General features: G+C 50.7%; 21 protein-coding genes. 9 read left to right on the top strand and 12 right to left on the bottom strand.

All coding sequences use genetic code 11. The features are described from left to right. Positions 1-186 precede the first annotated feature (186 nt). Positions 187-927 (top strand): 3'(2'),5'-bisphosphate nucleotidase CysQ, encoded by a 741-nt coding sequence (gene cysQ / locus LCS67_RS19870; RefSeq protein ID WP_000893398.1) that lies wholly within the window; start codon positions 187-189, stop codon positions 925-927. On the opposite strand, the gene LCS67_RS19865 is transcribed toward cysQ, so the two are convergent. Beyond that, positions 917-1474: a YtfJ family protein gene (locus LCS67_RS19865; protein WP_000175304.1), complete on the bottom strand. Its 558-nt coding sequence runs from the start codon at positions 1472-1474 to the stop codon at positions 917-919. The two genes, cysQ and LCS67_RS19865, sit on opposite strands and share 11 nt — an antisense overlap. A gap of 326 nt (positions 1475-1800) precedes the next feature. Here LCS67_RS19865 and LCS67_RS19860 point away from each other — a divergent pair, with 326 nt between their 5' ends. Continuing rightward, positions 1801-2007, top strand: coding sequence for a DUF1107 domain-containing protein (locus tag LCS67_RS19860; protein WP_000689229.1), 207 nt, complete (start codon positions 1801-1803; stop codon positions 2005-2007). Between the two features lie 83 nt (positions 2008-2090). Here the strand turns inward: LCS67_RS19860 and LCS67_RS19855 are convergent, their stop codons facing one another. Both LCS67_RS19855 and msrA read right to left on the bottom strand, forming a co-directional pair. Next, the gene (locus LCS67_RS19855) at positions 2091-3434 is read right to left on the bottom strand and encodes a hemolysin family protein (protein WP_000934970.1); all 1344 of its coding nucleotides are present in this window, start codon (positions 3432-3434) and stop codon (positions 2091-2093) included. Positions 3435-3616: 182 nt separating this feature from the next. Continuing rightward, positions 3617-4255, bottom strand: a complete 639-nt coding sequence (gene msrA / locus LCS67_RS19850) for a peptide-methionine (S)-S-oxide reductase MsrA (protein ID WP_000051465.1) — start codon at positions 4253-4255, stop codon at positions 3617-3619. 212 nt (positions 4256-4467) lie between these two features. Here msrA and tamA point away from each other — a divergent pair, with 212 nt between their 5' ends. From tamA to LCS67_RS19835, 3 genes are read left to right on the top strand one after another with little or no spacing between them, the layout of a single operon-like run. Next, on the top strand, positions 4468-6201 hold the full coding sequence (gene tamA, locus LCS67_RS19845) for an autotransporter assembly complex protein TamA (RefSeq protein WP_001120237.1): 1734 nt from the start codon (positions 4468-4470) through the stop codon (positions 6199-6201). Beyond that, entirely contained in the window at positions 6198-9977 is a 3780-nt protein-coding gene (gene tamB / locus LCS67_RS19840; protein ID WP_100521813.1) for an autotransporter assembly complex protein TamB, read from the top strand. The genes tamA and tamB overlap by 4 nt, the downstream gene beginning before the upstream one ends. A gap of 2 nt (positions 9978-9979) precedes the next feature. After that, the gene (locus LCS67_RS19835) at positions 9980-10324 is read left to right on the top strand and encodes a gamma-glutamylcyclotransferase (protein ID WP_001219167.1); all 345 of its coding nucleotides are present in this window, start codon (positions 9980-9982) and stop codon (positions 10322-10324) included. A gap of 54 nt (positions 10325-10378) precedes the next feature. On the opposite strand, the gene LCS67_RS19830 is transcribed toward LCS67_RS19835, so the two are convergent. The 4 genes from LCS67_RS19830 to fbp all read right to left on the bottom strand — a co-directional run bounded on the left by LCS67_RS19830 (position 10379) and on the right by fbp (position 14912). Next, positions 10379-11587 (bottom strand): MFS transporter, encoded by a 1209-nt coding sequence (locus LCS67_RS19830; protein ID WP_000203137.1) that lies wholly within the window; start codon positions 11585-11587, stop codon positions 10379-10381. Next, positions 11584-12747: a metallo-dependent hydrolase gene (locus LCS67_RS19825; RefSeq protein ID WP_000977196.1), complete on the bottom strand. Its 1164-nt coding sequence runs from the start codon at positions 12745-12747 to the stop codon at positions 11584-11586. The genes LCS67_RS19830 and LCS67_RS19825 overlap by 4 nt, the downstream gene beginning before the upstream one ends. A gap of 409 nt (positions 12748-13156) precedes the next feature. Further along, positions 13157-13687, bottom strand: a complete 531-nt coding sequence (gene ppa / locus LCS67_RS19820; RefSeq protein ID WP_000055079.1) for an inorganic diphosphatase — start codon at positions 13685-13687, stop codon at positions 13157-13159. Between the two features lie 226 nt (positions 13688-13913). After that, positions 13914-14912 (bottom strand): class 1 fructose-bisphosphatase, encoded by a 999-nt coding sequence (gene fbp, locus LCS67_RS19815; protein ID WP_000853764.1) that lies wholly within the window; start codon positions 14910-14912, stop codon positions 13914-13916. A gap of 174 nt (positions 14913-15086) precedes the next feature. On the opposite strand from fbp, the gene mpl reads away from it, so the two are divergent. Both mpl and iolR read left to right on the top strand, forming a co-directional pair. Further along, positions 15087-16466 carry a UDP-N-acetylmuramate:L-alanyl-gamma-D-glutamyl-meso-diaminopimelate ligase gene (gene mpl / locus LCS67_RS19810; RefSeq protein WP_001219833.1) on the top strand — a complete coding sequence of 460 codons (1380 nt, stop codon included), beginning with the start codon at positions 15087-15089 and terminating at the stop codon, positions 16464-16466. A gap of 490 nt (positions 16467-16956) precedes the next feature. Beyond that, a complete protein-coding gene (gene iolR, locus LCS67_RS19805; protein ID WP_000033840.1) occupies positions 16957-17790 on the top strand; it encodes a myo-inositol utilization transcriptional regulator IolR in 834 nt (277 codons plus the stop codon). A 50-nt stretch (positions 17791-17840) separates the two neighbouring features. On the opposite strand, the gene iolT1 is transcribed toward iolR, so the two are convergent. Further along, positions 17841-19274 (bottom strand): myo-inositol import MFS transporter IolT1, encoded by a 1434-nt coding sequence (iolT1, locus tag LCS67_RS19800; protein WP_000107709.1) that lies wholly within the window; start codon positions 19272-19274, stop codon positions 17841-17843. Positions 19275-19501: 227 nt separating this feature from the next. Continuing rightward, positions 19502-19696, bottom strand: coding sequence for a hypothetical protein (locus tag LCS67_RS19795; protein ID WP_000667715.1), 195 nt, complete (start codon positions 19694-19696; stop codon positions 19502-19504). A gap of 36 nt (positions 19697-19732) precedes the next feature. Here LCS67_RS19795 and iolT2 point away from each other — a divergent pair, with 36 nt between their 5' ends. Further along, positions 19733-21169, top strand: a complete 1437-nt coding sequence (gene iolT2, locus LCS67_RS19790; RefSeq protein ID WP_000083113.1) for a myo-inositol import MFS transporter IolT2 — start codon at positions 19733-19735, stop codon at positions 21167-21169. Positions 21170-21521: 352 nt separating this feature from the next. On the opposite strand, the gene iolB is transcribed toward iolT2, so the two are convergent. The 3 genes from iolB to LCS67_RS19775 are packed head-to-tail and all read right to left on the bottom strand — an operon-like array spanning position 21522 to position 24179. After that, entirely contained in the window at positions 21522-22331 is an 810-nt protein-coding gene (gene iolB, locus LCS67_RS19785) for a 5-deoxy-glucuronate isomerase (protein WP_000002011.1), read from the bottom strand. Between the two features lie 24 nt (positions 22332-22355). Beyond that, a complete protein-coding gene (gene iolA, locus LCS67_RS19780; RefSeq protein WP_000450728.1) occupies positions 22356-23861 on the bottom strand; it encodes a malonate-semialdehyde dehydrogenase IolA in 1506 nt (501 codons plus the stop codon). Between the two features lie 15 nt (positions 23862-23876). Further along, positions 23877-24179: a hypothetical protein gene (locus LCS67_RS19775; RefSeq protein WP_071786680.1), complete on the bottom strand. Its 303-nt coding sequence runs from the start codon at positions 24177-24179 to the stop codon at positions 23877-23879. A gap of 122 nt (positions 24180-24301) precedes the next feature. Between LCS67_RS19775 and reiD the strand changes: the two genes are divergently transcribed. Next, positions 24302-25126, top strand: a complete 825-nt coding sequence (gene reiD / locus LCS67_RS19770; RefSeq protein WP_000332219.1) for a myo-inositol utilization transcriptional regulator ReiD — start codon at positions 24302-24304, stop codon at positions 25124-25126. The last annotated feature ends 244 nt before the right edge of the window (positions 25127-25370 follow it).

The following is a 25370-nucleotide window of genomic DNA, read 5'->3' as shown; positions in this document are numbered from 1 at the left end:
CGACCGTCGCCAGAAGAAGGCGAAACCGCCCCATCCGGCCGATTTTTTGCGAGTGTTCACAGAAGGGTGAATCATGCCATGAAAGGTATTATCAAAACCGCAGACGGTATCACAGTTGGCGGAACCCTTAACGATCGGGTATAAGTAAAACAACGAGTTAACGCCCCCGTCATAAAGAGGTGGAGAATGTTAGAACAAGTATGCCAGCTTGCACGGAACGCGGGCGATGCCATTATGCAGGTTTATGATGGAGCCAAACCGATGGAGTACGCCCGCAAGCAGGACGATTCTCCAGTCACTGCGGCGGATATCGCCGCACATACCGTGATTCTCGAAGGGTTACGCACGCTCACGCCGGATATTCCGGTGCTTTCAGAAGAAGATCCGCCTGCCTGGGAAGTGCGCCAGCACTGGCAGCGCTACTGGCTGGTCGATCCGCTCGACGGCACCAAAGAGTTCATCAAGCGCAATGGCGAATTCACGGTCAATATCGCGCTGATTGAGCAGGGCAAGCCGGTGTTGGGCGTGGTCTATGCGCCGGTGCTGAAAGTGATGTACTACGCGGCGGAAGGTAAGGCCTGGAAAGAGGAGTGCGGGGTGCGTAAGCAGATTCAGGTCCGGGATGCCCGCCCGCCGCTGGTGGTGATTAGCCGTTCGCATACGGATGATGAACTCACCGAATATCTCCAACAGCTTGGCGAACATCAGACAACTTCTATTGGTTCCTCGCTGAAATTCTGTCTTGTGGCGGAAGGCCAGGCGCAGCTTTACCCCAGATTTGGGCCGACCAGCGTCTGGGACACTGCCGCAGGTCATGCCATTGCCGTTGCAGCCGGGGCGCACGTTCACGACTGGCAGGGAAAAACGCTGGACTATACCCCTCGTGAATCGTTCCTTAACCCCGGCTTCCGGGTGACTATTTACTGAGGAGCTTATGCAGCAGGCCGACCACCTGCTGTACCTCTTGCTGGGTTAACGCGCCATCTTTCACCCATTGAACCCGACCGTCTTTGTCAAGCACAATGACGGCGGACCCCTCTTCTTTTAATTGCCAGGCGTTACGCGCCACGCCATTGCTGTCGACAATAAATTGCGACCACGGATAGAGCTTTTTATTACTTTCTATACTGCTACGCACGAACATACCGGAGCCTGGGATCGCATCATCAGTGTTCACAATTGTGGTCGTCTGGTATTTGTCATGCGGGAGCTTGGCTGATTTAATCGCTTCAATCAGCGTGGCGTTTTTTTCCTTCGCTGACGTTCGACCCGCAATGTGCAGCAGGACGCGCACTTTTCCCGCCAGCTGCGCGCTATTCCAGTTTTTATAACTAAACTCATCTTTATTCAACGTCAGTTCGCCACGATCGGCAATGCCTACCGGCGGCACCCGTTGGTTAACTTCAAGGTTATGCGCACAAGCCATTATGGGGAGTAGCAGACACGACATCGCCAGAATTTTACGTAGGGTCATGGTCATTCCTTCTTTATTTTTTTGCAGGTGATCCGACCACTTTGGGCCGATAGTTAATCATATGTGCGATTGATGCTTTTTCCCGCAAAGGGGATGCCAGTTTGCGGGCGGGCGCACACTTCCTGTGAAAAATGAAGGCATATACTGAGAAAAATGAGCTGATGTTTAGATAATTCTGAATAACTGTAATCAAAAGGTAAATATACTTATGCACACTGGAAACGACGTAGATATGGTCTATAGTCATATGGCATTAAAATTTGCGCCTTAAAACTGTTGGGCCGATTGTGGCACCGCAAGGGCGTAATACTCTGCAGGAGACAACAATGAAAATTTTCCAACGCTACAACCCGCTACAGGTGGCGAAGTACGTGAAGATCCTGTTCCGTGGACGGTTATATATCAAGGATGTTGGCGCTTTTGAGTTCGATAAGGGTAAGATTCTTATCCCAAAAGTGAGAGACAAGCAGCACTTGTCTGTGATGTCTGAAGTTAACCGTCAGGTTATGCGTCTGCAAACTGAGATGGCGTAACCAAAAGTGCTATGCAGTAGGTTAAAAAAGTAAAAAAAACGGCTCCTGAATCAGGAGCCGTTGATGTTTCTGGCAAACGGATTTCAGGCCGCGCTGTCTTCTTTACCTTGCGCATCGGGCAGTTTCGGTGCCGGTACGTTGCTTTTATTGTCGAGACGCGTCACCAGCAACTGATCGATACGGTAGTTGTCGATATCCACCACTTCAAATTTGTAGCCGGAAAACTTCACCGAATCAGTACGTTTTGGAATCTTGCGCAGCATAAACATCATAAAGCCGCCAATGGTTTCATAGTTGCCGGATTGCGGAAACTCATCGATATCCAGCACGCGCATGACGTCGTCAATCGGCGTGCCGCCGTCAACCAGCCAGGAATTTTCATCGCGTGCCACAATTTGCTCTTCCAGTCCCTGGCCGACCAGGTCACCCATTAGCGTGGTCATCACATCGTTCAGCGTAATGATACCGACGACCAGTGCGTATTCATTCATAATGACCGCGAAATCCTCGCCCGCCGTTTTGAAACTTTCCAGCGCCTCAGAAAGGGTCAGCGTATCCGGCACAATCAAGGTATTGCGAATTTGCACGCCGCCATTCAGCGCCATACTTTGGTTCGCCAGCACGCGGTTCAGCAGATCTTTGGAGTCTACATAGCCGATGATGTGGTCGATATCTTCATTACACACCAAAAATTTTGAGTGCGGATGTTCGGCGACCTTTTTCTTCAGGCTTTGCTCGTCTTCGTGCAGATCAAACCAGATGATACTTTCGCGCGGCGTCATGGAAGACGGTACGGTGCGGGATTCAAGTTCAAACACATTTTCAATCAGTTCGTGCTCTTGCTTGCGCAAGACGCCCGCCAGCGCGCCGGCTTCCACCACTGCGTAAATATCATCAGAAGTAATGTCGTCTTTCCGCACCATTGGAATTTTGAACAGGCGGAAGATGTTGTTTGCCATGCCGTTAAACAGCCACACCAGCGGGCGAAAAACGAACAGGCAGAAGCGCATCGGGTTGATGATACGCAAAGCCACAGCTTCTGGCGCAATCATACCGATGCGTTTCGGGGTTAAATCCGCGAACAGGATAAACAGCCCCGTCACCAGCGAGAAAGAGAGAATAAAGCTCAGCTGCTCGGAGAGTTCTGGCGACATATAGTGCGAGAAAAGGGCGGAAAAGGCGGGCGAAAATGCCGCATCGCCGACGATACCGCCAAGAATAGCGACGGCGTTCAGGCCAATTTGCACAACGGTGAAAAACATGCCGGGATTTTCCTGCATTTTCAATACGCGTTGTGCGTTGATACTGCCTTCATCAGCTAATAACTTAAGTTTAATCTTACGTGATGCGGCAAGCGAGATCTCGGAGATGGAGAAGAACGCACTTACAGCGATCAGGCAGAATATAATGAATATACTGTTTAACATATCTTATCCGGCGAAACGCCAGATCCTCGGAAGGGAAGTTTATAAATCCGTGTGGTAACGTTTAATGAAAACCGGCTCGTAGCAGTGAGCCGATAAGTTCAGGGCTAGTATAGCGTAAGCTACTGTAAAGTCGCCAGAGGGTTCATTTTCAACTCCGACAAGTTCCCCCTACGCCAGCGTCGTCACGCGTCAGGCGGCAGGCAAACGCCGATCCCGCCAATCCCACAGTAACCGTATGGATTTTTGTGCAGATACTGTTGGTGTTCATCTTCGGCGTAGTAAAACGGCGTCGCATGGGTGATTTCCGTGGTAATAGGGCGATGGTTTCCGGCGGCGGCCATTGCCGACTGAAAGCGCTCGCGACTGGCGTGAGCAGCGGCACTCTGTTCCGGCGTTAAGGGATAAATCGCAGAACGGTATTGCGTACCGTGATCGTTACCCTGTTGCATCCCCTGCGTTGGATCGTGATTTTCCCAGAAAATCTGTAAAAGCTGCTCATAACGGATAACGGCAGGATCGTACACTATCCGTACCGCTTCGGCATGACCGGTCTGCCCGGAGCAGACTTCCCGGTAGGTTGGATTAGGCGTGTAACCGCCCGCATACCCTGCCGCGGTGCTATATACGCCGGGCAATTGCCAGAATAAACGTTCTACGCCCCAGAAACAGCCCATAGCGAAGTAGGCGATCTCCATCCCGGCAGGGACATTGGTCATAGAGTGTTCATTTACCGCATGCAGAGTGGCGATCGGCATCGGGGTGTTGCGTCCTGGTAACGCATCTGCTTGAGTAACCAGATGTTTTTTATCAAATAAACTCATGAGCTATTCTCCCGAAAGCGTTAATTGGCGTTAAGGTTGTAACGAGACGCATCTTTGCACACAATAACAACATTAATGTATCTGGATTTAACCATAAGAAATATTTGGGCAGTCGTCTGCTTTTCAATCGAAATTGTTGATTTTATGTTAAGCCGCGGAGCGGTAGTGTGATTTTTTCCAGGGGTGGGAATAGGGGATATTCAGGAGAAAATGTGCCACATATCCGTCAGTTATGTTGGGTTAGCTTACTGTGCCTGAGCAGTTCTGCGGTAGCCGCAAATGTTCGTCTGAAAGTCGAAGGGCTATCCGGAGAGCTGGAAAAAAACGTTCGCGCACAGCTCTCTACGATTCAGAGCGATGAGGTGACGCCGGATCGGCGCTTTCGCGCCCGAGTTGATGATGCGATTCGCGAAGGGCTTAAAGCGTTAGGCTATTACGAACCCACTATCAAATTCGACCTGCTTCCACCGCCTGCGAAAGGACGGCAGGTATTAATCGCCAGGGTTACGCCCGGCCAGCCGGTGTTGATTGGCGGTACAGAAGTCATTTTACGCGGCGGCGCGCGCACGGACAAAGATTATCTGGCCTTACTGAAAACGCGTCCGGCAATCGGCACGGTGCTGAACCAGGGAGACTATGACAATTTTAAGAAGTCGTTAACCAGCGTGTCGCTACGTAAAGGCTATTTCGACAGCGAATTCGTTAAAAGTCAGTTGGGAATTGCTCTGGGCCGTCATCAGGCGTTTTGGGATATTGATTATGATAGCGGTGAGCGCTATCGCTTCGGACCTGTCACCTTCGAAGGTTCGCAGATTCGTGATGAATATTTACAAAATCTGTTGCCGTTTAAAGAGGGCGATGAGTACGAGTCGAAAGATTTGGCGGAACTAAACCGCCGACTTTCCGCTACCGGATGGTTTAATTCTGTCGTGGTGGCGCCGGAATTTGAGAAATCGCGTAAAACAAAAATTCTGCCGTTAAAAGGCGTGGTATCGCCGCGAACCGAAAACACGATTGAAACTGGGGTGGGGTACTCCACCGACGTCGGGCCGCGCGTGAAAGCGTCGTGGAAAAAACCGTGGATGAACTCCTACGGTCATAGCCTGACCACCAGCACCAGTATTTCTGCGCCGGAACAGGTGCTGGATTTTAGTTATAAAATGCCGCTGCTGAAAAACCCGCTGGAGCAATACTATCTGGTACAGGGCGGTTTTAAACGTACCGATTTGAATGATACGGAGCAGGACTCGACCACGCTTGCCGTGTCGCGTTACTGGGACCTTTCCAGCGGTTGGCAGCGGGCGATTAACCTGCGCTGGAGTTTCGACCACTTTACCCAGGGGAACGTCACCAATACCACCATGCTGTTCTACCCGGGCGTGATGATCAGCCGAACCCGCTCGCGAGGGGGACTGATGCCAACCTGGGGCGATTCGCAGCGCTATTCAGTAGACTATTCGAATACGGCCTGGGGCTCCGACGTGGATTTCTCCGTGCTGCAGGCGCAAAACGTCTGGATTCGGACTTTGTACGATCGCCACCGTTTTGTGATGCGCGCCAATTTGGGCTGGATAGAAACCGGTGATTTCGACAAAGTTCCGCCGGATTTACGTTTCTTCGCCGGGGGCGACCGCAGTATTCGCGGCTATAAATACAAATCTATTTCGCCTAAAGATAGCGACGGCAATCTTAAAGGCGCCTCAAAACTGGCAACCGGATCGCTGGAGTACCAGTATAACGTCACCGGCAAATGGTGGGGGGCAGTGTTTGTCGATAGCGGCGAGGCGGTGAGTGATATTCGCCGTAGCGATTTTAAAACCGGGACCGGGGTCGGCGTGCGCTGGGCGTCGCCGGTTGGGCCTGTCAAACTCGATTTTGCCGTACCGGTCGGCGACAAAGACGAACACGGTTTACAGTTTTATATCGGTCTGGGGCCTGAATTATGAGTTTATGGAAGAAAATAAGCCTCGGCGTGTTGATTTTCATTGTGGTGTTACTGGCGAGCGTTGCGTTTCTGGTCGGGACGACGACGGGGCTGCATCTGGTATTCAGTGCGGCGAACCGCTGGGTGCCGGGGCTGGAGATTGGGCAGGTCACCGGCGGCTGGCGGGACTTATCATTAAAAAATATCCGCTATGAGCAGCCGGGCGTTGCGGTGAATGCGGGCGAAATTCATCTGGCCGTCGGGCTTGATTGCCTGTGGCGCAGTAGCCTGTGCGTCAATGATCTGGCGCTAAAAGACATCAATGTCGCTATCGACAGCAAAAAAATGTCGCCTTCCGAACCGGCGCAAGAAGAGGAAGAAAGCGGACCGCTGAACCTCTCCACCCCCTGGCCCATCACGCTGTCGCGCGTGGCGTTGAATAACATCAATATCAAGATTGATGACACTACCGTTTCGGTGTTGGATTTTACCTCCGGGCTGGCATGGCAGGAGAAGAACCTGACCCTGAAACCGACGCGGCTTCAGGGACTGCTGATTGCGCTGCCGAAGGTCGCTGACGTGGCGCAGGAAGAGGTGGTTGAACCCAAAATCGAGAAACCTCAACCGGATGAAAAGCCGCTTGGCGAAACGCTAAAAGATCTGTTTGCAAAACCGGTAATGCCGGAGATGACTGATGTTCACCTGCCGCTCAATCTGAATATCGAGTCATTTCGCGGCGAGCAGCTACGCATCACCGGCGATACCGATCTGACGGTGCGCACGATGCTGCTTAAAGTCAGCAGTATCGACGGTAATATGAAGCTGGATACTCTGGATATCGACGCCAACCAGGGCACGGTGAAGGCCTCCGGTACGGCGCAGCTCGCCAATAACTGGCCGGTTGATATTACGCTCAACAGTACGCTGAATATCGATCCGCTAAAGGGTGAAAAGATAAAACTCAAGGTCGGCGGCGCGTTACGCGAACAACTGGAGGTCGGGGTGAACCTTTCCGGGCCGATGGATGTCGCGCTTCGCGCCCAGACGCGGCTGGCGGAGGCCGGTTTACCGCTCAATCTTGAAGTCGTCAGCCAACGCATTGCCTGGCCATTGACGGGTGATACCCAGTTTCAGGCTGACGATCTGAAGCTCAAACTGAGCGGTAAGATGACCGACTATACGTTGTCGATGCGAACCGCCGTGAAAGGACAAGATATTCCGCAGGCGACCATCACGCTGGATGCCAAAGGGAATGAGCGGCAGATTAATCTCGATAAACTCACCGTCGCCGCTCTGGAGGGAAAAACCGAACTGAAAGCGCTGGTGGACTGGCAGCAGGCGATTAGCTGGCGTGGCGAACTGACGCTGAATGGCATCAATACCGCTAAAGAGATCCCGGACTGGCCCGCGAAGCTTAACGGCGTCATGAAAACCAAAGGCAGCCTCTACGGCGGCACCTGGCAGATGGATGTCCCGGAGCTCAAGCTGACCGGCAATGTGAAGCAGAACAGTGTTAACGTCAACGGGACGCTAAAGGGCAACAGCTACATGCAGTGGACGATCCCGGGGCTGCACCTTGCGCTGGGCCCAAACAGCGCCGATATAAAAGGCGAGCTTGGCGTTAAGGAGCTGAATCTTGACGCCGCCATCGATGCGCCGGGGCTGGATAATGCGCTGCCAGGACTGGGCGGCATGGCAAAAGGAATCGTTAAAGTCCGCGGTACGGTAGAAGCGCCGCAGCTGTTGGCGGATATCACCGCCCGCGGTCTGCGCTGGCAGGAGCTGTCTGTCGCCCAGGCGCGCATTGAAGGCGATATTAAATCCACCGATCAGATAGCGGGCCATCTCAACGTTCGCGTAGAGCGGATTTCGCAGCCCGACGTTAACATCAATCTGGTGACGCTTGACGCCAAAGGCAGCGAGAAGCAGCATCAGCTACAGCTCCGTGTTCAGGGAGAACCGGTATCCGGTCAACTCTCCCTGACAGGCAGTTTTGATCGCGAGGCGGCGCGCTGGAAAGGGACGTTAAGCGACACCCGTTTCCAGACGCCAGTGGGGCCATGGTCGTTGACCCGCGCGATTGCGCTGGACTACCGTAATAAAGAACAGAAAATCAGTATCGGGCCGCATTGTTGGCTGAACCCGAACGCCGAGCTGTGCATCCCGCAAACCATTGATGCGGGCGCCGCAGGACGGGCGGTGGTCAATCTCAACCGCTTTGATCTGGCGATGCTGAAGCCATTTATGCCTGATACCACTCAGGCCAGCGGGGTCTTTAGCGGGAAAGCGGACGTGTCGTGGGATACCACCCAGGAGGGATTGCCGCAGGGGAAGGTCACGCTTTCCGGTCGTAACGTGAAGGTCACGCAGACCGTCAATGACGCGCCGTTACCGGTCGCGTTTGAGACGCTGAACCTCAGCGCCGAACTGCATAATAATCGCGCCGAGCTGGGATGGCTGATTCGCCTGACGAACAATGGTCAATTCGATGGCCAGGTGCAGGTAACCGATCCTCAGGGGCGGCGCAATCTCGGCGGTAACGTCAACATGCGCAATCTCAATCTGGCGATGGTCAACCCTGTCTTTTCGCGCGGCGAAAAAGCGGCGGGAATGTTAAACGCCAGGCTACGTCTGGGCGGCGATGTGCAAAGCCCGCAGTTGTTTGGTCAGTTGCAGCTTAGCGCGCTGGATATTGACGGTAATTTTATGCCGTTTGAGATGCAGCCGAGCCAGCTCACCATGAACTTTAGCGGTACGCGTTCGACGCTCGCCGGTATCGTGCGAACACAACAAGGGCAAATTAACCTGAACGGTAACGCCGACTGGAGCCAGATTGACAACTGGCGCGCGCGGGTGACGGCGAAAGGCAGCCGGGTGCGGATTACCGTTCCGCCGATGGTGCGCCTGGATGTCTCGCCGGATGTGGTCTTTGACGCGACGCCTTCGCTGTTCACGTTGGATGGGCGTGTGGACGTTCCGTGGGCGCGAATTGTGGTGCACGACCTGCCGGAGAGCGCGGTTGGCGTCTCCAGCGATGTGGTTATGCTCAATAATGACCTGCAACCAGAAACGCCGCAGACAGCGTCTATTCCCATCAACAGTAATCTGACGGTCCACGTCGGCAACAACGTGCGCATCGACGCCTTCGGGCTTAAAGCGCGTTTGACCGGCGATTTGAAAGTCGCGCAGGATAAGCAGGGACTGGGGCTGAATGGTCAAATCAATATTCCTGACGGCCGATTCCGCGCCTACGGCCAGGACCTGCTTGTCCGTAAAGGCGAGCTGCTGTTCTCCGGCCCGCCGGATCAGCCGCTGCTCAATATCGAAGCGATCCGTAACCCTGACGCCACCGAAGACGATGTCATTGCGGGCGTGCGTGTCACAGGCACTGCTGATGAACCCAAAGCGGAAATCTTCTCCGATCCGGCGATGCCGCAGGCTGAAGCGCTTTCTTATCTGCTGCGTGGGCAGGGGTTGGACAGCAATCAGAGTGATAGCGCAGCAATGACTTCCATGCTTATTGGCCTGGGGGTTGCGCAAAGTGGTCAGGTTGTGGGTAAAATCGGAGAGACATTCGGTGTAAGTAATCTGGCGCTGGACACGCAAGGGGTGGGCGATTCGTCTCAGGTCGTGGTCAGCGGCTATGTACTGCCGGGTCTACAGGTGAAGTATGGTGTAGGGATATTTGACTCTCTGGCGACGCTCACGTTACGTTATCGCCTGATGCCTAAGCTATATCTGGAAGCAGTGTCTGGCGTAGATCAGGCACTTGATTTGCTCTATCAGTTTGAGTTTTAGCAATGCGAATATTTGTCTATGGCAGTTTACGACAGAAACAAGGCAACAGTCACTGGATGACCAATGCCCAATTGCTTGGCGATTACCGTATCGATAACTACCAGTTGTATAGTCTGGGCCACTATCCAGGCGCAGTTCCGGGAAACGGAGCGGTATACGGTGAAGTTTATCGAATTGATAACGCCACGCTGGCCGAACTTGATGCTTTGCGCACCAGGGGCGGTGAATACGCACGCCAGTTAATCCAGACGCCTTACGGCAGCGCATGGATGTATGTATATCAACGTCCTGTTGATGGGTTAACTCTGATTGAAAGCGGTGACTGGTTAGACAGAAACCAGCCCTGAACTGAACACGCCACCCTCGGGTGGCGTTGTTTTTTTACATTCTGGCTGATGGCGCTAGCGCCGGGCATGGTGAGCTCTTATTCTGCCGTAGATCAATAATGACGCGCCGCCCAGGATAACAATGCATCCGAGAACCATAAATCCCTGCATGTAGCTGCCGGTTGTCCGGTAAAAATAGCCGACCATTAGGCCTGCCAACGTACCGCCGCCGCCAGCGCCGATGCCATTAATAATACCGGAGGCTGGGCCAATCGCATGGGGTTTAACGTTCGACTGGATAATCGACCAGATATTGGGGGTAAAGCTGGCGGCATAATAACCCATCGCCAGGGTAATGAGCGTGATTTTAAAGCCCGGCGCATCGACAAATGGCAAGAGAAATAACATTACGCCGGGGATTAGTAGGCCCAGTGAAGCAATAAGTACACGCTTTTGTGTCTTATCACTGATCCATGAGATAGGGATTGCCAGTATAACCGCAGTCAGATAAGGCAGAGAACTGACCAATGCTTTACTGAATCCGGTATAGCCGAGAGAATTGACAACCATGGGGATCCATAACGTAATTCCCCAGAACAACATCCCTTGAGTGATGTAGGTAAAAATAAGGAGTAGGAAGGGGGTTCCGCCCAGCGATTCCAGGGTAAGTTTAGTTTTCTCTGTTGGCGTCGGCGCACGATAATAAGGCGCTTCTTCCTGTTTTTTCAGCATTGTTATATAAAGTGGAACTACAACAACAATGCCGATCACACCAGTGATAATAAAAACATTTCGCCAACCGAAGGCAGCATCCAGCGGGGACAAAATCATAAACCCCAGGCCTAATGCCAGGAACTGTCCATAATACTGGATAATGCTGTTCGCCTGCGTCCGTTCTTTGTCTGAAAACCAGTCGCTGGCGAAGCGGGACTGCTGCGGCCAATAAATGCCTTCGGTAATGCCAAGCACCAGCCGGCAAATCAAAATAACGTACACTGACGAGGTAAATCCGACAAAAACGGTCGCAATCGACCAGATTAGCACCATCAGAATGACTATTTTTTTCGGATCGTATCGCTGGGTAAATACGCCGCCAAAAATATTTGAAAAGGCATAGCCAATAAGAAATATGGTTAATACAATGCTGGCCGTTGCGCCATCAATATTCAGGTCGTGTGTAATCGTAGGTAACGTAACGGAAAGATTAGAACGGTCAAGATAAGCAACAAAAAGGCCGAACATTAATGTCGCGCCGATCCGTAGCCATTTTTGCATTGAGGTCATTTTTCAACTCCGTTTGGCCGCGCGCCAAAATCAATTTGACGAAATAATATCTCACCGGATTTTATGGTCATTTGTGGTACCAGCACATGCGTCCCCGTGAGCGTTTCACCATGAATATCGGCAAATTCAACATGCCTGTTTTTTAATTTAAAGATGGCGATATCGGCAAATGCCCCAGGGGCCAGCGTACCAATTTCTGCTGCCATGCCCAATAAAACTGCTGGGGTATGGGTACAGGCGTTAATGACATCGGTAAGCGCGACGCCGAGTGCTAAATATTTCGATAAAATCCATGGTAAGGCGTAAACAGGCCAGGCGAGTTTAGTGATGGTTGAGAGATCGCTACTGATGATATCCGGAAGAAAGCCATTGGCGATGGCCCGGCGTGCCGTGTTCATTGAAAAATGGCTGCGACCATTGGCGGCATCAAATATAACGCCTCTTTCCCTTGCCTGACGGACTTCGGCTAAGACAGCGCCTTCATCAGTAAGAATGGTGCTACCTTTGCCGTGAAACGCATGAGCGATAATATCGCCGTGGCGTAGCAAGGAGACAAGTTCTTTCATGGGAACGACGGGATGAGTCGAGTGTATTGCCACGGGGCACCTTAAATCGTTGGCAATACGAAGGGATTCAGTCAGCGGTTTTAAGCCATATTCAGCAATGTCCTCAGTCTGAACCTTGAGTTTTAATCCCTGAAGAACGTTGCGATACTGGCGAAACAGCGCGTGGATCTTATTTTCATCAATATTGTCAGGATCATAATTTTCTTGTGACCAGGTTTGGCCCGGCGGCGACACGGTCAGAAACGCTTTGATTCGAACTTTGCTGGCGCAAATCACCGTTCGGTAGAAGGCATCAAAGTTTGCCGTACCGGCAGAACCTGCATCCACGACGGTGGTGACACCATTCGGCGGCATGTACATATCAGGCCTGACGCCGCCTTCCGTCGCGTCATAAAAAACATGCGCGTGATAATCGATAAGACCGGGAGTGACGATCATGCCGTCGGCATGGATAATCCGGGTCTCCGAAGTTACAGGATATTTATCGGCATCAACGATAATATCGTTGATGATGCGTAACTTGTTAATCTCATTAATATTACGAGCGGGATCGATGATATGTCCACCGGTAATTAATATATCATTTTTCATCATAATCTCTTAAAATAGTAAATAATTATGGCAGCCCTTAAAAATATATTAAAAAGTGTGTTTTGAGCGGATGTTATGTTGGATTAAAAATACGGTTATTGGTAGGGAGAGCTTAGGATACCTTATTAAAAAGGTAATCGGGCCTATGCACTAAATAAGAATTTAGCGCTTGCTAATATTTAGGGCGTAAGTCCAGGGGAGTCTGGGGGCATTCACAAAACAATTATTATCTTAAGCTTTTTAGAGAAACCGTGAGCGTATTCAACCCTTTTTAATAAAAAATCAGGTAAAGTCTTATTCATTCCGTGAATGTTAAATTAATAATGATAAAAATTGTGTTCTATTCATTAGCCAATAAAAAGGCCCTCATTACTATGAGAGCCTTTATCTTGACGCTTATGTAAAAGCGAACTTATTTCTTCGCTGCGCGCTCGAAGGAGGCAACGATTTCCGCTTTAGCCGCTTCGGCGTTGTCCCAACCGTCAACTTTCACCCATTTGCCTTTTTCGAGATCTTTATAATGCTCGAAGAAATGAGTGATCTGCGCTTTCAGCAGTTCCGGCAGATCGTTCACATCTTTAATGTGATCGTACTCTTTGCTCAGTTTGGTGTGCGGTACGGCAACCAGTTTCGCATCTTCACCGGATTCGTCGGTCATTTTCAGTACGCCAACCGGACGGCAACGGATGACGGCGCCTGGCTGCAGCGGGTACGGCGTCGGGACCAGAACGTCTACCGGGTCGCCGTCCAGAGACAGGGTATGGTTGATGTAACCGTAGTTGCACGGATAGAACATCGCGGTGGACATGAAGCGGTCAACGAACAGCGCGCCGCTCTCTTTGTCAACTTCGTATTTGATCGGATCTGCGTTAGCCGGGATCTCGATAACGACGTAGATATCTTCCGGCAGTTCTTTACCCGCCGGGACGTTGAGTAAGCTCATGTCTGTTTCCTTTGAATTTATGACAAACAAGTGGCGAGTATTATAGCCAACTCACGCCGAAAGTCTTCGCTTGTTTTCGTTTCCGCCTCATCTGGCGCGTCGTTGCGGAGCATAAACGACAAAGGTTAAGAACCGGAAAAATCACGGGCCTGATAAGGCAACGCCGCCATCGGACATGTTATTGCCCAATGGCGGCTTCATGCGTTATTCCGCATGGTGGTAAAAATTACGCGTCCGGGTATTCGCGGATAAAGCGTTCCACATCGTCAACCATATGGCGGTTGCCGACGAAGAACGAGCGGCGCTGGTGAAGGCTTTCCGGAATGATATCCAGAATACGTTCTTTACCATCGCTTGCTTTGCCGCCGGCCTGTTCCGCGAGGAACGCCATCGGGTTGCATTCATACAGCAGACGCAGTTTTCCCTGCGGATGGCTGGCGGTGCTGGGGTAGAGATAGATGCCGCCTTTCAGCAGGTTGCGGTGGAAATCGGCCACCAGAGAGCCAATGTAACGTGAGGTATAAGGGCGACTTGTTGAACTATCCTCTTCCTGGCAGAATTTGATGTACTTCTTCACGCCATTCGGGAATTTAATGTAGTTGCCTTCGTTAATGGAGTAGGTTTTACCCTTTTCCGGGAAACGCATACGTTCCTGGCACAGACAGAACACGCCCAACGACGGATCGTAGGTGAAAGCATGTACGCCGCAGCCAGTGGTGTAAACCAGCATGGTGGACGAGCCATACACGACATATCCCGCAGCGACCTGTTTGTTGCCGGGTTGCAGGAAATCTTCTTCGGTGACCGGCGTGCCGACGGGCGTCACGCGGCGATAAATCGAGAAAATCGTACCGACAGAGACGTTAACGTCGATGTTAGAAGAGCCATCCAGAGGGTCCATCAGCACCACATATTTCGCGTGTTCGCAGCCTTCAAAGACGACGATTTCGTCCTCTTCTTCCGATGCGATGCCCGCTACAATATCGCGCGCTTTTAGTGCAGCTTTCAGTTTCTCGTTCGCGAACAGATCGAGTTTCTGCTGAACCTCGCCCTGTACGTTCTCAGCACCGCTGGCACCCAGGATATCGACCAGACCGGCCTTGTTGATATCGCGGTGGATGATCTTGGCGCCCAATTTTATTGCCGACAGCAAAGCAGTGAGCTCACCGGTAGCCTGAGAGAACTCGTGCTGCTTTTCGACAATAAATTCACCTAACGTTTTCATAACACTTTCCCTGCAATTGATTGGAGTAAAGCGACCGTAACAATCTTAACAAACATTTCAGATGATGCGCTCAGGTGAATCGCGCCAGCAAAGTACAGATTTACCTGAAATGCGTTTCTCACTTGCCAGACATGTGCGTAAAATGGCTCGCAGATAAAAAAAGGATAGTGACGTATGCGCATTCATATTTTGGGAATTTGTGGCACTTTCATGGGGGGGCTGGCGATGCTGGCTCGCTCGCTTGGTCATGAAGTAACGGGTTCGGACGCCAATGTGTATCCGCCGATGAGTACCTTACTTGAGAAGCAAGGCATTGATCTGATCCAGGGTTATGACGCCAGCCAGCTCGATCCGCAGCCGGATCTGGTGATTATCGGTAATGCGATGACGCGCGGGAATCCGTGCGTGGAAGCGGTGCTGGAAAAAAACATTCCCTTTATGTCTGGTCCACAGTGGCTGCATGACTTTGTGTTGCGCGACCGCTGGGTACTGGCGGTCGCCGGTACCCACGGCAAAACCACGACCGCAGGCATGGCGACCTGGATACTGGAAGCTTGCGGGTACAAACCGGGCTTCGTGATCGGCGGCGTACCGGGTAACTTTGAGGTTTCCGCGCGCCTGGGCGAGAGCCCGTTCTTTGTTATCGAAGCGGATGAGTACGACTGCGCGTTCTTTGATAAACGTTCTAAATTTGTGCATTACTGCCCGCGGACACTGATCCTCAACAACCTTGAGTTTGATCATGCCGACATCTTCGACGATCTGAAAGCGATCCAGAAGCAGTTTCACCATCTGGTGCGCATCGTGCCGGGGCAGGGGCGCATCATCTGGCCGGAAAACGACATCAACCTGAAACAGACCATGGCGCTGGGCTGCTGGAGCGAGCAGGAGCTGGTGGGCGAGCAGGGACACTGGCAGGCGAAGAAGCTGACTACGGATGCTTCCGAGTGGGAAGTGTGGCTGGACGGCGAAAAAGTCGGCGATGTGAAATGGGGCCTGGTCGGCGAACATAACATGCACAACGGTCTGATGGCGATTGCCGCCGCGCGCCACGTGGGCGTCGCGCCCGCTGAAGCGGCCAGCGCGCTGGGGTCATTTATTAACGCCCGCCGCCGTCTGGAACTGCGCGGCGAAGCGAACGGCGTGACGGTGTATGACGATTTTGCTCATCACCCGACGGCAATTCTGGCCACGCTGGCGGCGCTGCGCGGTAAAGTGGGCGGCACCGCGCGCATTATCGCAGTGCTGGAGCCGCGTTCTAACACGATGAAGATGGGGTTATGCAAGGATGACCTGGCACCGTCGTTAGGGCGTGCGGATGAAGTGTTCCTGCTGCAGCCGCCGCATATTCCGTGGCAAGTGGCGGAAGTCGCTGAAGCCTGCGTACAGCCTGCTCACTGGAGTGGCGATGTCGATACGCTGGCGGAAATGGTGGTGAAAACCGCACAGCCTGGCGATCACATCCTGGTGATGAGCAACGGCGGTTTCGGCGGCATCCATCAGAAATTGCTGGATGGGCTGGCGAAAAAAGCTCAGAACGTAACAGCGTATTAAATGACTATGCGGTCAGCCAGCTTTGTGGCTGGCTGTTTTATATGGGGCATCTTGCCATCGAAAGCGCATTCCGCTCGCCGGGAGACGTTAAAGCAATACTGAAAAATCATTTGCCGCTCAGTATTGAAAAAGAGTAGACGCATATCCTTAAAGTAATCAGTGTAATACACTAAGAGTGTTCCGCCGGTTGCCGTATGCGGGACGAAAAGAGCCAGTTCGCAATAACAGATGAAGGTTTCGTGATTTATAAACGTCATCTTCTGCCTTTCAACGTTTGCGATGCCGCCTGGCTGCGGGCATCGTCCAGTCATAACAATGCTGATCCTGTCGCATTTATGCGGTCAGATTCAGATTGCTCAGAACCCAGCCCGCCAGCAAATTCTGTACTGAAGGTAACCACAGCGCAATTTGAATGTTGTTAACTGTATGTTCAGTTCATTTGTGCTAATATTGTTATTTACGAAATTTTCGTTCTTTTAGAGTATCATGCATGTCTAAACATCAAACTCAACTTTCCTTACTGCAGGATGATATCCGCAGTCGCTATGACAGCCTTAGCAAACGTCTTAAACAAGTTGCTCAGTATATTCTGGATAACAGTAATAGCGTTGCTTTTGACACGGTCGCTTCCATCGCGCAACATGCCGATGTTCCCCCTTCGACACTGATTCGTTTTGCTAATGCGTTTGGTTTTAGCGGATTTAATGAAATGAAACAGGTATTTCGCCAGCACCTGATGGAGGAAACAGTAAGCTATACCGAGCGGGCGCGTCTGTTCAGACAGAAAAATGCGGATGAAGGGGAACCTACCCCGGAAAAGCCGGGTGAAATTCTGAAGCTATTTTCAATGGTGAATGCACAGGTATTACAACAATTACCGGTGCAGATTAAAAATGAGCAGTTGGATGCGGCGGTCAATCTGTTAGCGAAAGCCGACAATATTTATGTGATTGGATTACGTCGTTCGTTTAGCGTGGCCAGTTATTTAACCTACGCATTGCGTCATCTGGAGAGACGGGCATTTTTAATTGACGGTATTGGCGGAATGTTCTCTGAACAGCTAAGTATGGTCAGCCCTGACGATGTTGTTATTGCCATCAGCTACTCGCCTTACGCGCAGGAAGTGGTGGAATTAGTCGAGCTTGGCGCGAAACGCGGTGCGCACCATATTGCGATAACCGATAGCCAGGTCAGCCCGCTGGCAGCGTTCAGTGAAGTCTGTTTTGTGGTACGTGAAGCGCAGGTCGATGGTTTCCGTTCTCAGGTCGCGTCCATGTGTCTGGCGCAAACGTTAGCGGTTTCACTGGCGCTGGCGACGGAGTAAAAAAACAAGCCGATGATCGTATTTAGCGATCATCGGCATTGTGGTGAAACTTAATCAGAATAACGTTCGGTTTGAATTGGCTGCAGTTTTTTTCTGCGTTTTGCTAACACTACGCTCTCCATTTTCTCCAGCGAAATGCCTTTTGTTTCCGGCAGGTAACGGCAGATAAAGAAGTAACTGAAGATGCAGCAGATGGCAAATATCCACATTGGAAATGCGCCGTGGAAATGCGAAAGTAAATACGGGTTTTCATTAATCATCGGGAAGAATTGCGAAACTAAAAAGTTTGCCATCCACATAAATCCGACCGAAATACTCATTCCCTGCGACCTCATCCGGTTAGGGAATATTTCAGAAATAAGCACCCATGCGCCCACGCCCCAGGAAAGCGCGTAGAAAATCATAAAGAACAGCATACCGAATAGCGCGAAATAACCGGTTGCCTGGCTGTACAGCGCCCATGAGGTGAGCAACAAGCCGATGATGCTGCCAATAGTGCCTTTACGCATCAGCGACAAACGCCCCATCTTATCCATAATCATTGCGCCAATAATGGAACCGATAAGCTGAATCACGCCGATCCAGATTGTCTGGAACAGGGCCTCCTGGGCGCTACCGGTCACATCCTTAAGGACGATTGGCGCGTAATACATCATGACGTTAACCCCTGTTACCTGTTGCAGCATAGCGATCATGCAGCCCAGAATCAGGATGAAACGCACGTTCCCGTCGCGGTAATTGAGTTTTTGATGGGCGTTTAGTTGGTCGTTTTGCAGTGAGGTTTTTATATCGGCAAGAAGATGTCTGGCATGTTCTTCGTTGGATATTTTGGTCAGTATTTTTAGCGTCTCCTCCTCGCGACCAATCATCATCATCCAGCGGGGAGATTCCGGGATTAAAAAGACTAAAATACAGAACAAAATGCAGGGAATAATACCCGCAGCAAACATATAGCGCCAGCCAAGTTCAATGAGCCAGGTATCCGCTGCAATCGATGCTATTTTGTAGTTAACGTAGAAGATCAGAATCTGACCGAAAACGATAGCGAACTGCTGCATACTTAATGCTCTGCCGCGCATGTTTTTCGGTGAGACTTCAGACATATACATCGGTGATACTGTTGCCGCCAGGCCGACTGCCAGTCCACCGATAATGCGATAAATCACAAAATGGGTGAACGTGTAGGAGAGGGAGGTGCCCACTGCGGAAATAGTGAATAACAGCGCTGAAACCATCAATGATTTCTTGCGTCCAAAACGTTTGGATAAATATCCGGCGCTAAACGAACCAATAACGCACCCCACCACAACGCAGGAAACCGCCCAGCCGGTCTCAGCAGGAGATAGATGAAAGTAGCTGGTCAGTGAACCAATCGCACCTGAAATAACAGCAGTATCGTAGCCAAATAATATTCCGCCCAATGCGGCAATCGCGCAGATGCGTAATATGTAACCCGTATTATAACAACTATCTGATGTGGACATAGGTAGATTATCTCCAGAATAAACTTCATCTATCTGTTTGAATTTAGTGAACAAATAGACAAATTCATCTTATGTCGGTCATTGCCGTAGCTCTGCCGACGATCTTATAGCTATTGAGAACTCTCGTTTCACAACCTATGTTTTAATTTCAAAGCGATCAATAATGAAACTTATGTTTTGTTATGAGTATCACATTTCGAATTTCATAATCCTGGCGTTTTTTATCGTTAAGATGCTGCGTTTTGCGCAGTGCTCTCATCTATATTGATGAATTTACTTGGTTTTATTGCTTTCGTGACAATGCCTGAACTCAATTTGTCAGGGGCCGTACTTTTTGTTCTTTCCTGGAATATCTCCATTTCGTGATCTTTTGCATGGAATTTTTCTTCTAATGAATGCAAAAATAAAATGAAAAATTTCATTGGTGTGTTGTTTCCTCAACAGGCAAGGGAGGGATTATGTCTCAGAGAAGTAAGTACAATTCGGCCTATGTGTACGTCCTGTGTTGTATTGCGGCGCTGGCTGGATTGATGTTTGGTTATTCAACGGCGGTGATTACCGGGGTGGTATTGCCTTTACAGCAGTATTACCAACTGACGCCAACCGAGACCGGATGGGCCGTTTCCAGTATCGTGATTGGTTGTATCATCGGCGCGCTGGTCGGTGGAAAAATTGCCGATAGACTGGGGCGTAAACCTGCGCTTCTGATCATTGCGATCATTTTTATCGCTTCTTCCTTAGGGGCGGCGATGAGTGAATCGTTCATGATCTTCTCCCTTTCCCGCATTGTGTGTGGTTTTGCGGTTGGGATGGCCGGAACGGCATCCACCATGTATATGTCTGAACTGGCGCCTGCTGAAATTCGCGGCAAAGCGCTGGGCATTTACAATATCTCCGTGGTATCTGGCCAGGTTATCGTGTTTATAGTCAACTATCTGATAGCAAAAGGAATGCCTGCTGATGTGCTGGTTTCCCAGGGCTGGAAGACTATGCTTTTTGCCCAAGTGGTACCCTCCATTGCGATGTTAGCGATTACGCTTTTCCTACCCGAATCACCGGCATGGTGCGCCCGTAACAACCGCAGCGAAGCTCGTTCGATAAAGGTGCTTACCCGGATCTACAGTGGATTAACGGCCACAGATGTGGCCGCTATTTTTGACAGCATGAAAGAAACCGTACGTCCACAGGACAACGTCGCCGGGGGAGAACGCACCAACCTGAAAAGCTCGCCGGTGCTCCGCTATATTCTGTTGGTTGGATGCTGTATCGCCGTTTTGCAACAGTTCACAGGCGTTAACGTAATGAACTATTATGCGCCGTTGGTGTTGCAGAACAGCAGTACCGAAGTGGTTATGTTCCAGACCATTTTTATCGCGGTATGTAATGTGGTGGGCAGTTTTATCGGCATGATCCTGTTCGACCGCTATGGCCGTATACCGATTATGAAAATTGGTACCATCGGCTCAATTGTCGGCCTGTTGATCGCGTCATACGGTTTGTACACCCACGATACAGGCTACATTACCATCTTTGGCATCCTGTTTTTTATGCTGCTGTTTGCCGTCAGCTGGAGCGTTGGCGCATGGGTACTGATTTCTGAGGTTTTCCCTGAAAAGATAAAAGGTTTTGGGATGGGGCTGGCGGTGAGTCTGATGTGGATAGCCAACTTCCTCATCTCACTGTTGTTCCCGGTCATAAATGATAACGCCTGGCTGCAGGAGACCTTCGGCGGCGCTTTTTCGATGTGGATTTTTGTCGTCTTTAATTTGGTCTGCTATGTCTTTATTTCTCGTTATGTGCCGGAAACAAAAGGGGTGCCGCTAACAGAAATTGAACAGCTGGCCGAGAACAAGCTGCGTGAAATTCAGGGGAAACGTCGCGATGTAATAGCCTGATACCTCTCCAATATTAGCGGAGAATATCCAGAGATATTCTCCGCTGGTTACACAACCTTTACTCCCTCCGGCGAGTGCGCACAGGATATACCCTGTTGAAACCTCCCCAGTGTTTACCACCTCTACGTAACTACTTGATCCATAATAATATCGGCAAATAGGGTAAGTCTTCTTCTGCATCATTATTTTATTGCGTATTCCTGGTGGGGGCCGTGCCGTAAATACGCTATATACAAAACAGGGAAATAATTTAAGAGAAGGCGGATAGCGATCTTATGAGCGTGTGTGGCGCAGAGTTGAATAAAAAAGCCAGCCGCAGAGGACGGCTGGCAAAGTACCACTCAACGAAGTGTTATCGCGGGTAGTCTGGTGAGTTAATCCACGCGTGGTTCTCTTCCCAGGTGAAACGCCATTTTCGTAGCGGGCCGGCCATCACGTTCAGATAGTAGTTATCGTAACCCGCGATGGTGGCAACCGGGTGGTAGCCCTTAGGTACTTTCACTACATCCCGGTTATAGACCGCCATACATTCATCCAGGCTGCGATCGTCGGTGTAGACGCGCTGTAAGCAGAATCCCTGAGGTGGATTGAAACGGTGATAGTACGTCTCTTCCAGATAGGTCTCCTGGCCTTCAACTGCCGTATCGTGCTTGTGCGCGGGCCAGGAGCTGGTATCGCCTTCATTAGTGTACACTTCAACGACTAGCAGGCTGTCGGCGAGCTGGCTATCAGGAAGGATGTTATGCACCAGGCGCTGATTGCGCCCTTTTCCCCGATGCTCTACCCCGACCTCTTGTGGCGAGATCAGACGTACCGGAAGCTCTCCGAATCCCGGCGCGCTGCATACGGCCAGCTCAAGGTCGGTTTCGGCTGTCACTTTCGCCTCCGTATGATGGGGGAGGTAAACCGAATAAGCCGGAATGCGTTCAAACGGACTCATGCGCTGACCAATCCGATAGAAAAAACTGTCGTCGGCCTTAACGCTGGCCAGCCCGGCAACCAGCACCAGACAGCGTTCACGCTCATCGGACGGCAGGGTTATCGACTCTCCAGCCTTCAACTGCCAGACATCAAAACCGACATACTCCCAGCCTGCATTTTGAGGGGAAATGTGTTGGATATTTCCCGACTCAGAGGTACAGGTACTCAGCAAGTTGGCCATAATCTTCTCCTTCCTGAAAGCGTATTAACCGAGAGTCGGCATACTGAACTCCGATACGATCTGCTGTCCGTTCGGCCAACGCGAGGTAACGGTTTTCATCCGGGTATAGAAGCGCACGCCATCCGGCCCATGGACGTTCAGGGCGCCAAACACCGAGCGCTTCCAGCCGCCAAAAGAGTGAAATGCCATCGGAACCGGAACTGGAATATTAATACCGACCATCCCGGCTTCAACCGACTGGGCGAATTCGCGCGCATAGTGACCGTTGGTGGTGAAAATCACGCTGCCGTTGCCGAATTCATGGGAGTTTACCGTGCTAATGGCGGTGGCATAATCCGGGACGCGCACAATTCCGAGAACCGGGCCAAAAATTTCTTCACGCCAGATGGTCATCTCAGGCGTGACGTTATCAAACAGAGTGCCGCCGACATAAAAGCCTTCAGGATATCCCGCCACGCTATAGTTGCGGCCATCCATGACCAGAGTTGCTCCCTCGCTAACCCCTTTGTCGATGTAACCCAACACTTTCTGTTGATGAGCACGTGAAACAACCGGGCCCATTTCATTTTCATCTTTGCCGCGCAGCTCTCCCGGGCCGATACGTAGCGCCGCAATCAGCGGTTTCAGGCGTTTGATCAGACGGTCCGCCGTTTCATCGCCCACCGCGACTACTATCGGCAGCGCCATACAGCGTTCGCCCGCGGAACCAAATGCTCCGCCCATAATGGCGTTGACGGTGGCGTCCAGGTCTGCATCCGGCATGACGATTGCGTGATTTTTGGCGGCCCCGAAGGCCTGTACGCGTTTGCCATGGGCGCTGGCGGTGGTATAGATATGTTCCGCGACAGCGGAGGAACCGACAAAGCTGACGGCCTGTACGCGAGGGTCGCTGGTCAACAGGCTAGCCGCCTCATTGCCACAGTGAACAACGTTAAACACGCCGTCCGGCAGGCCAGCCTCCTGCAGAAGCTGCGCCATACGTAACGATGCGGACGGCACCAGTGCGGGCGGCTTCAGGACGAAGGTATTGCCGCAAGCCAGAGCAACCGGGAACATCCACATAGGCACCATTGCCGGGAAGTTAAACGGTGTGATGCCTGCCACAACCCCAAGCGGCTGCATTAATGAAAAGCTGTCAACGCCTGAGCCGACGTTAAAGGAGTACTCTCCTTTGCTGAGGTGCGGGATCCCGCAGGCAAATTCGACAACCTCTATGCCGCGCGTCAGTTCGCCAAGCGCATCTGACCAGACCTTGCCATGCTCGCTGACGATCAGCGCCGCCAGTTCGTCCCGATGCTTTTCCAGTAATACTTTGAATTCAAAAAGGATACGTGCCCGGCGTAGCGGAGTCATTTTACTCCATGCCGGAAAAGCCTCATGTGCGCTTTGAATTGCCGCCAGCATCTCCTCTCGGGTGCTCTGGGTGACCTGACGAATTACTTTACCGGTGGCCGGATTAGTCACCGGTAGCGTCTCGCCGCTGCTGCTCAGTGTCGTTTTACCATGAATAAAATTGCCGACTGTTTCCATCTCTTTTTTATCCTCTTAAACCGATGTTGACGACGTTCTGACTGAGCGGTCACAGGAAAGCCTGGTTATCTTCAGCCTAAAACGCATACCGTATTCAATGTAAATTTTAGGATTAAAAATTTCAAATTTATTTTTATGAAATTTTATTTTGAAAATTTGACGACTGATTTTTATACGAGGGTATGTGCAGTAAGAAATCAAAAACCTAATTAACTTATTGATTTTTATTGTTTTTATTTGGTGTGGTATCAATGGTTGTCTGTTGTGATGAGGAAAGATTTGGAAAAAATTATGATCTATATAGCATTTTTGTTTCATTTGGTGTGGTATAAAAATTCAAATTTCAGGGGTGTTTCGGCACCACAGTTTCGGATATTGGAGGGTAAATCATGCGCTTGTGCTTCTGTCCTTCAGAACGAGAGAATAAGGCTCAGCCCCAGTTGGCGTATGTGAGTCAGGTCAGTGAGAGCAATGGTCCGTTTGTCCGGTTCATGCATATGCACCCACAGACCGTTGAACTGATTCTTATCACCGAAGGAGACGGGGAGTATTTCATTGGCGATCGCATCTACCCGGTTCGTAAAGGCGACTTGGTCATTTATAACAGCCAGGTGGTGCATGATGAGTATCTGGAAAGCGGGCGGCCAATTGGCACTATTTGTTGTGGGATTAACAATATTTCGTGTCCGGGTCTACGTGAGAATGCGCTAATACCGGATGATATTGTGCCGGTTATTCCACTGTATCACCATTATGCGACGGTGGAAAAACTGATGAGCTCCGTGTTTACCGTTATTAATCAGCATGCGGTAGAAGGGCCAGCAATGGCGCAGCTATTGACCCAGGTAGTACTCAAATACATTGAGGGAAATGTCTTATTGCGCACAGGTAACGATGCCATACAGCGCCATGAAAATTTACTTGATTCAATAAAATCCTATATTGATCGCAATTTCTATGAGCCAATTCGGCTGGATACACTGGCGACGAAATTTAATGTCAGTCCTTATTATGTTTCCCATGAATTTAAACGCCGCTATGGTTATTCACCGATGGATTACCTGATAAAACGTAGGCTGGGGGAGGCGCAATCGTTACTAACCACGGATGAAGGCGGGCGCGAAAAGATCACCTCTATTGCTTATCGTGTTGGCTTTAGCAACCTTAGTCATTTTCAGAATTACTTCAAAAATAAAGTGGGGAAAACACCCGGTCAATATCGAAAGGACTATCGTAAAGCTAATTATTTATTATTTGAATATTAATGCTTGCTAAAATTTAATCGTCATGAGAATGGTCGCAATACTGCGGCCATTTTTTATTTGTCGGTATATTTTATGCGTTTATCTATAGCGCGAAAAGTCTGGCAATATCATTAAAGAGTGATGATTTTTTTGTGATACCTGACGCATTTATCCCACTTCTTCAACCAGGATAGATAAAGTTTTTCAGGCTACAAAAAGTAATATGTTGTCCATCAAAGGTTAATTTGCATCGCGGTATGCAGTA

It is taken from the genome of Salmonella sp. A7 (genome assembly GCF_020181675.1).
GTDB lineage: Bacteria > Pseudomonadota > Gammaproteobacteria > Enterobacterales > Enterobacteriaceae > Salmonella > Salmonella enterica.
This window is presented reverse-complemented; position numbering and strand designations above follow the sequence as displayed.

What these genes read in the sequence shown, in the direction of transcription:
- LCS67_RS19825 (WP_000977196.1), bottom strand. Translation starts at nt 12,747, where the DNA reads ATGATGAAAAATGATATATTAATTACCGGTGGACATATCATCGATCCC.
- iolT1 (WP_000107709.1), bottom strand. Translation starts at nt 19,274, where the DNA reads ATGTCCACATCAGATAGTTGTTATAATACGGGTTACATATTACGCATC.
- cysQ (WP_000893398.1), top strand. Translation starts at nt 187, where the DNA reads ATGTTAGAACAAGTATGCCAGCTTGCACGGAACGCGGGCGATGCCATT.
- mpl (WP_001219833.1), top strand. Translation starts at nt 15,087, where the DNA reads ATGCGCATTCATATTTTGGGAATTTGTGGCACTTTCATGGGGGGGCTG.
- msrA (WP_000051465.1), bottom strand. Translation starts at nt 4,255, where the DNA reads ATGAGTTTATTTGATAAAAAACATCTGGTTACTCAAGCAGATGCGTTA.
- ppa (WP_000055079.1), bottom strand. Translation starts at nt 13,687, where the DNA reads ATGAGCTTACTCAACGTCCCGGCGGGTAAAGAACTGCCGGAAGATATC.
- LCS67_RS19795 (WP_000667715.1), bottom strand. Translation starts at nt 19,696, where the DNA reads ATGAAATTTTTCATTTTATTTTTGCATTCATTAGAAGAAAAATTCCAT.
- iolA (WP_000450728.1), bottom strand. Translation starts at nt 23,861, where the DNA reads ATGGAAACAGTCGGCAATTTTATTCATGGTAAAACGACACTGAGCAGC.
- LCS67_RS19835 (WP_001219167.1), top strand. Translation starts at nt 9,980, where the DNA reads ATGCGAATATTTGTCTATGGCAGTTTACGACAGAAACAAGGCAACAGT.
- iolR (WP_000033840.1), top strand. Translation starts at nt 16,957, where the DNA reads ATGTCTAAACATCAAACTCAACTTTCCTTACTGCAGGATGATATCCGC.
- LCS67_RS19865 (WP_000175304.1), bottom strand. Translation starts at nt 1,474, where the DNA reads ATGACCCTACGTAAAATTCTGGCGATGTCGTGTCTGCTACTCCCCATA.
- LCS67_RS19855 (WP_000934970.1), bottom strand. Translation starts at nt 3,434, where the DNA reads ATGTTAAACAGTATATTCATTATATTCTGCCTGATCGCTGTAAGTGCG.
- LCS67_RS19830 (WP_000203137.1), bottom strand. Translation starts at nt 11,587, where the DNA reads ATGACCTCAATGCAAAAATGGCTACGGATCGGCGCGACATTAATGTTC.
- LCS67_RS19775 (WP_071786680.1), bottom strand. Translation starts at nt 24,179, where the DNA reads ATGAAACAAAAATGCTATATAGATCATAATTTTTTCCAAATCTTTCCT.
- iolT2 (WP_000083113.1), top strand. Translation starts at nt 19,733, where the DNA reads ATGTCTCAGAGAAGTAAGTACAATTCGGCCTATGTGTACGTCCTGTGT.
- iolB (WP_000002011.1), bottom strand. Translation starts at nt 22,331, where the DNA reads ATGGCCAACTTGCTGAGTACCTGTACCTCTGAGTCGGGAAATATCCAA.
- LCS67_RS19860 (WP_000689229.1), top strand. Translation starts at nt 1,801, where the DNA reads ATGAAAATTTTCCAACGCTACAACCCGCTACAGGTGGCGAAGTACGTG.
- tamB (WP_100521813.1), top strand. Translation starts at nt 6,198, where the DNA reads ATGAGTTTATGGAAGAAAATAAGCCTCGGCGTGTTGATTTTCATTGTG.
- fbp (WP_000853764.1), bottom strand. Translation starts at nt 14,912, where the DNA reads ATGAAAACGTTAGGTGAATTTATTGTCGAAAAGCAGCACGAGTTCTCT.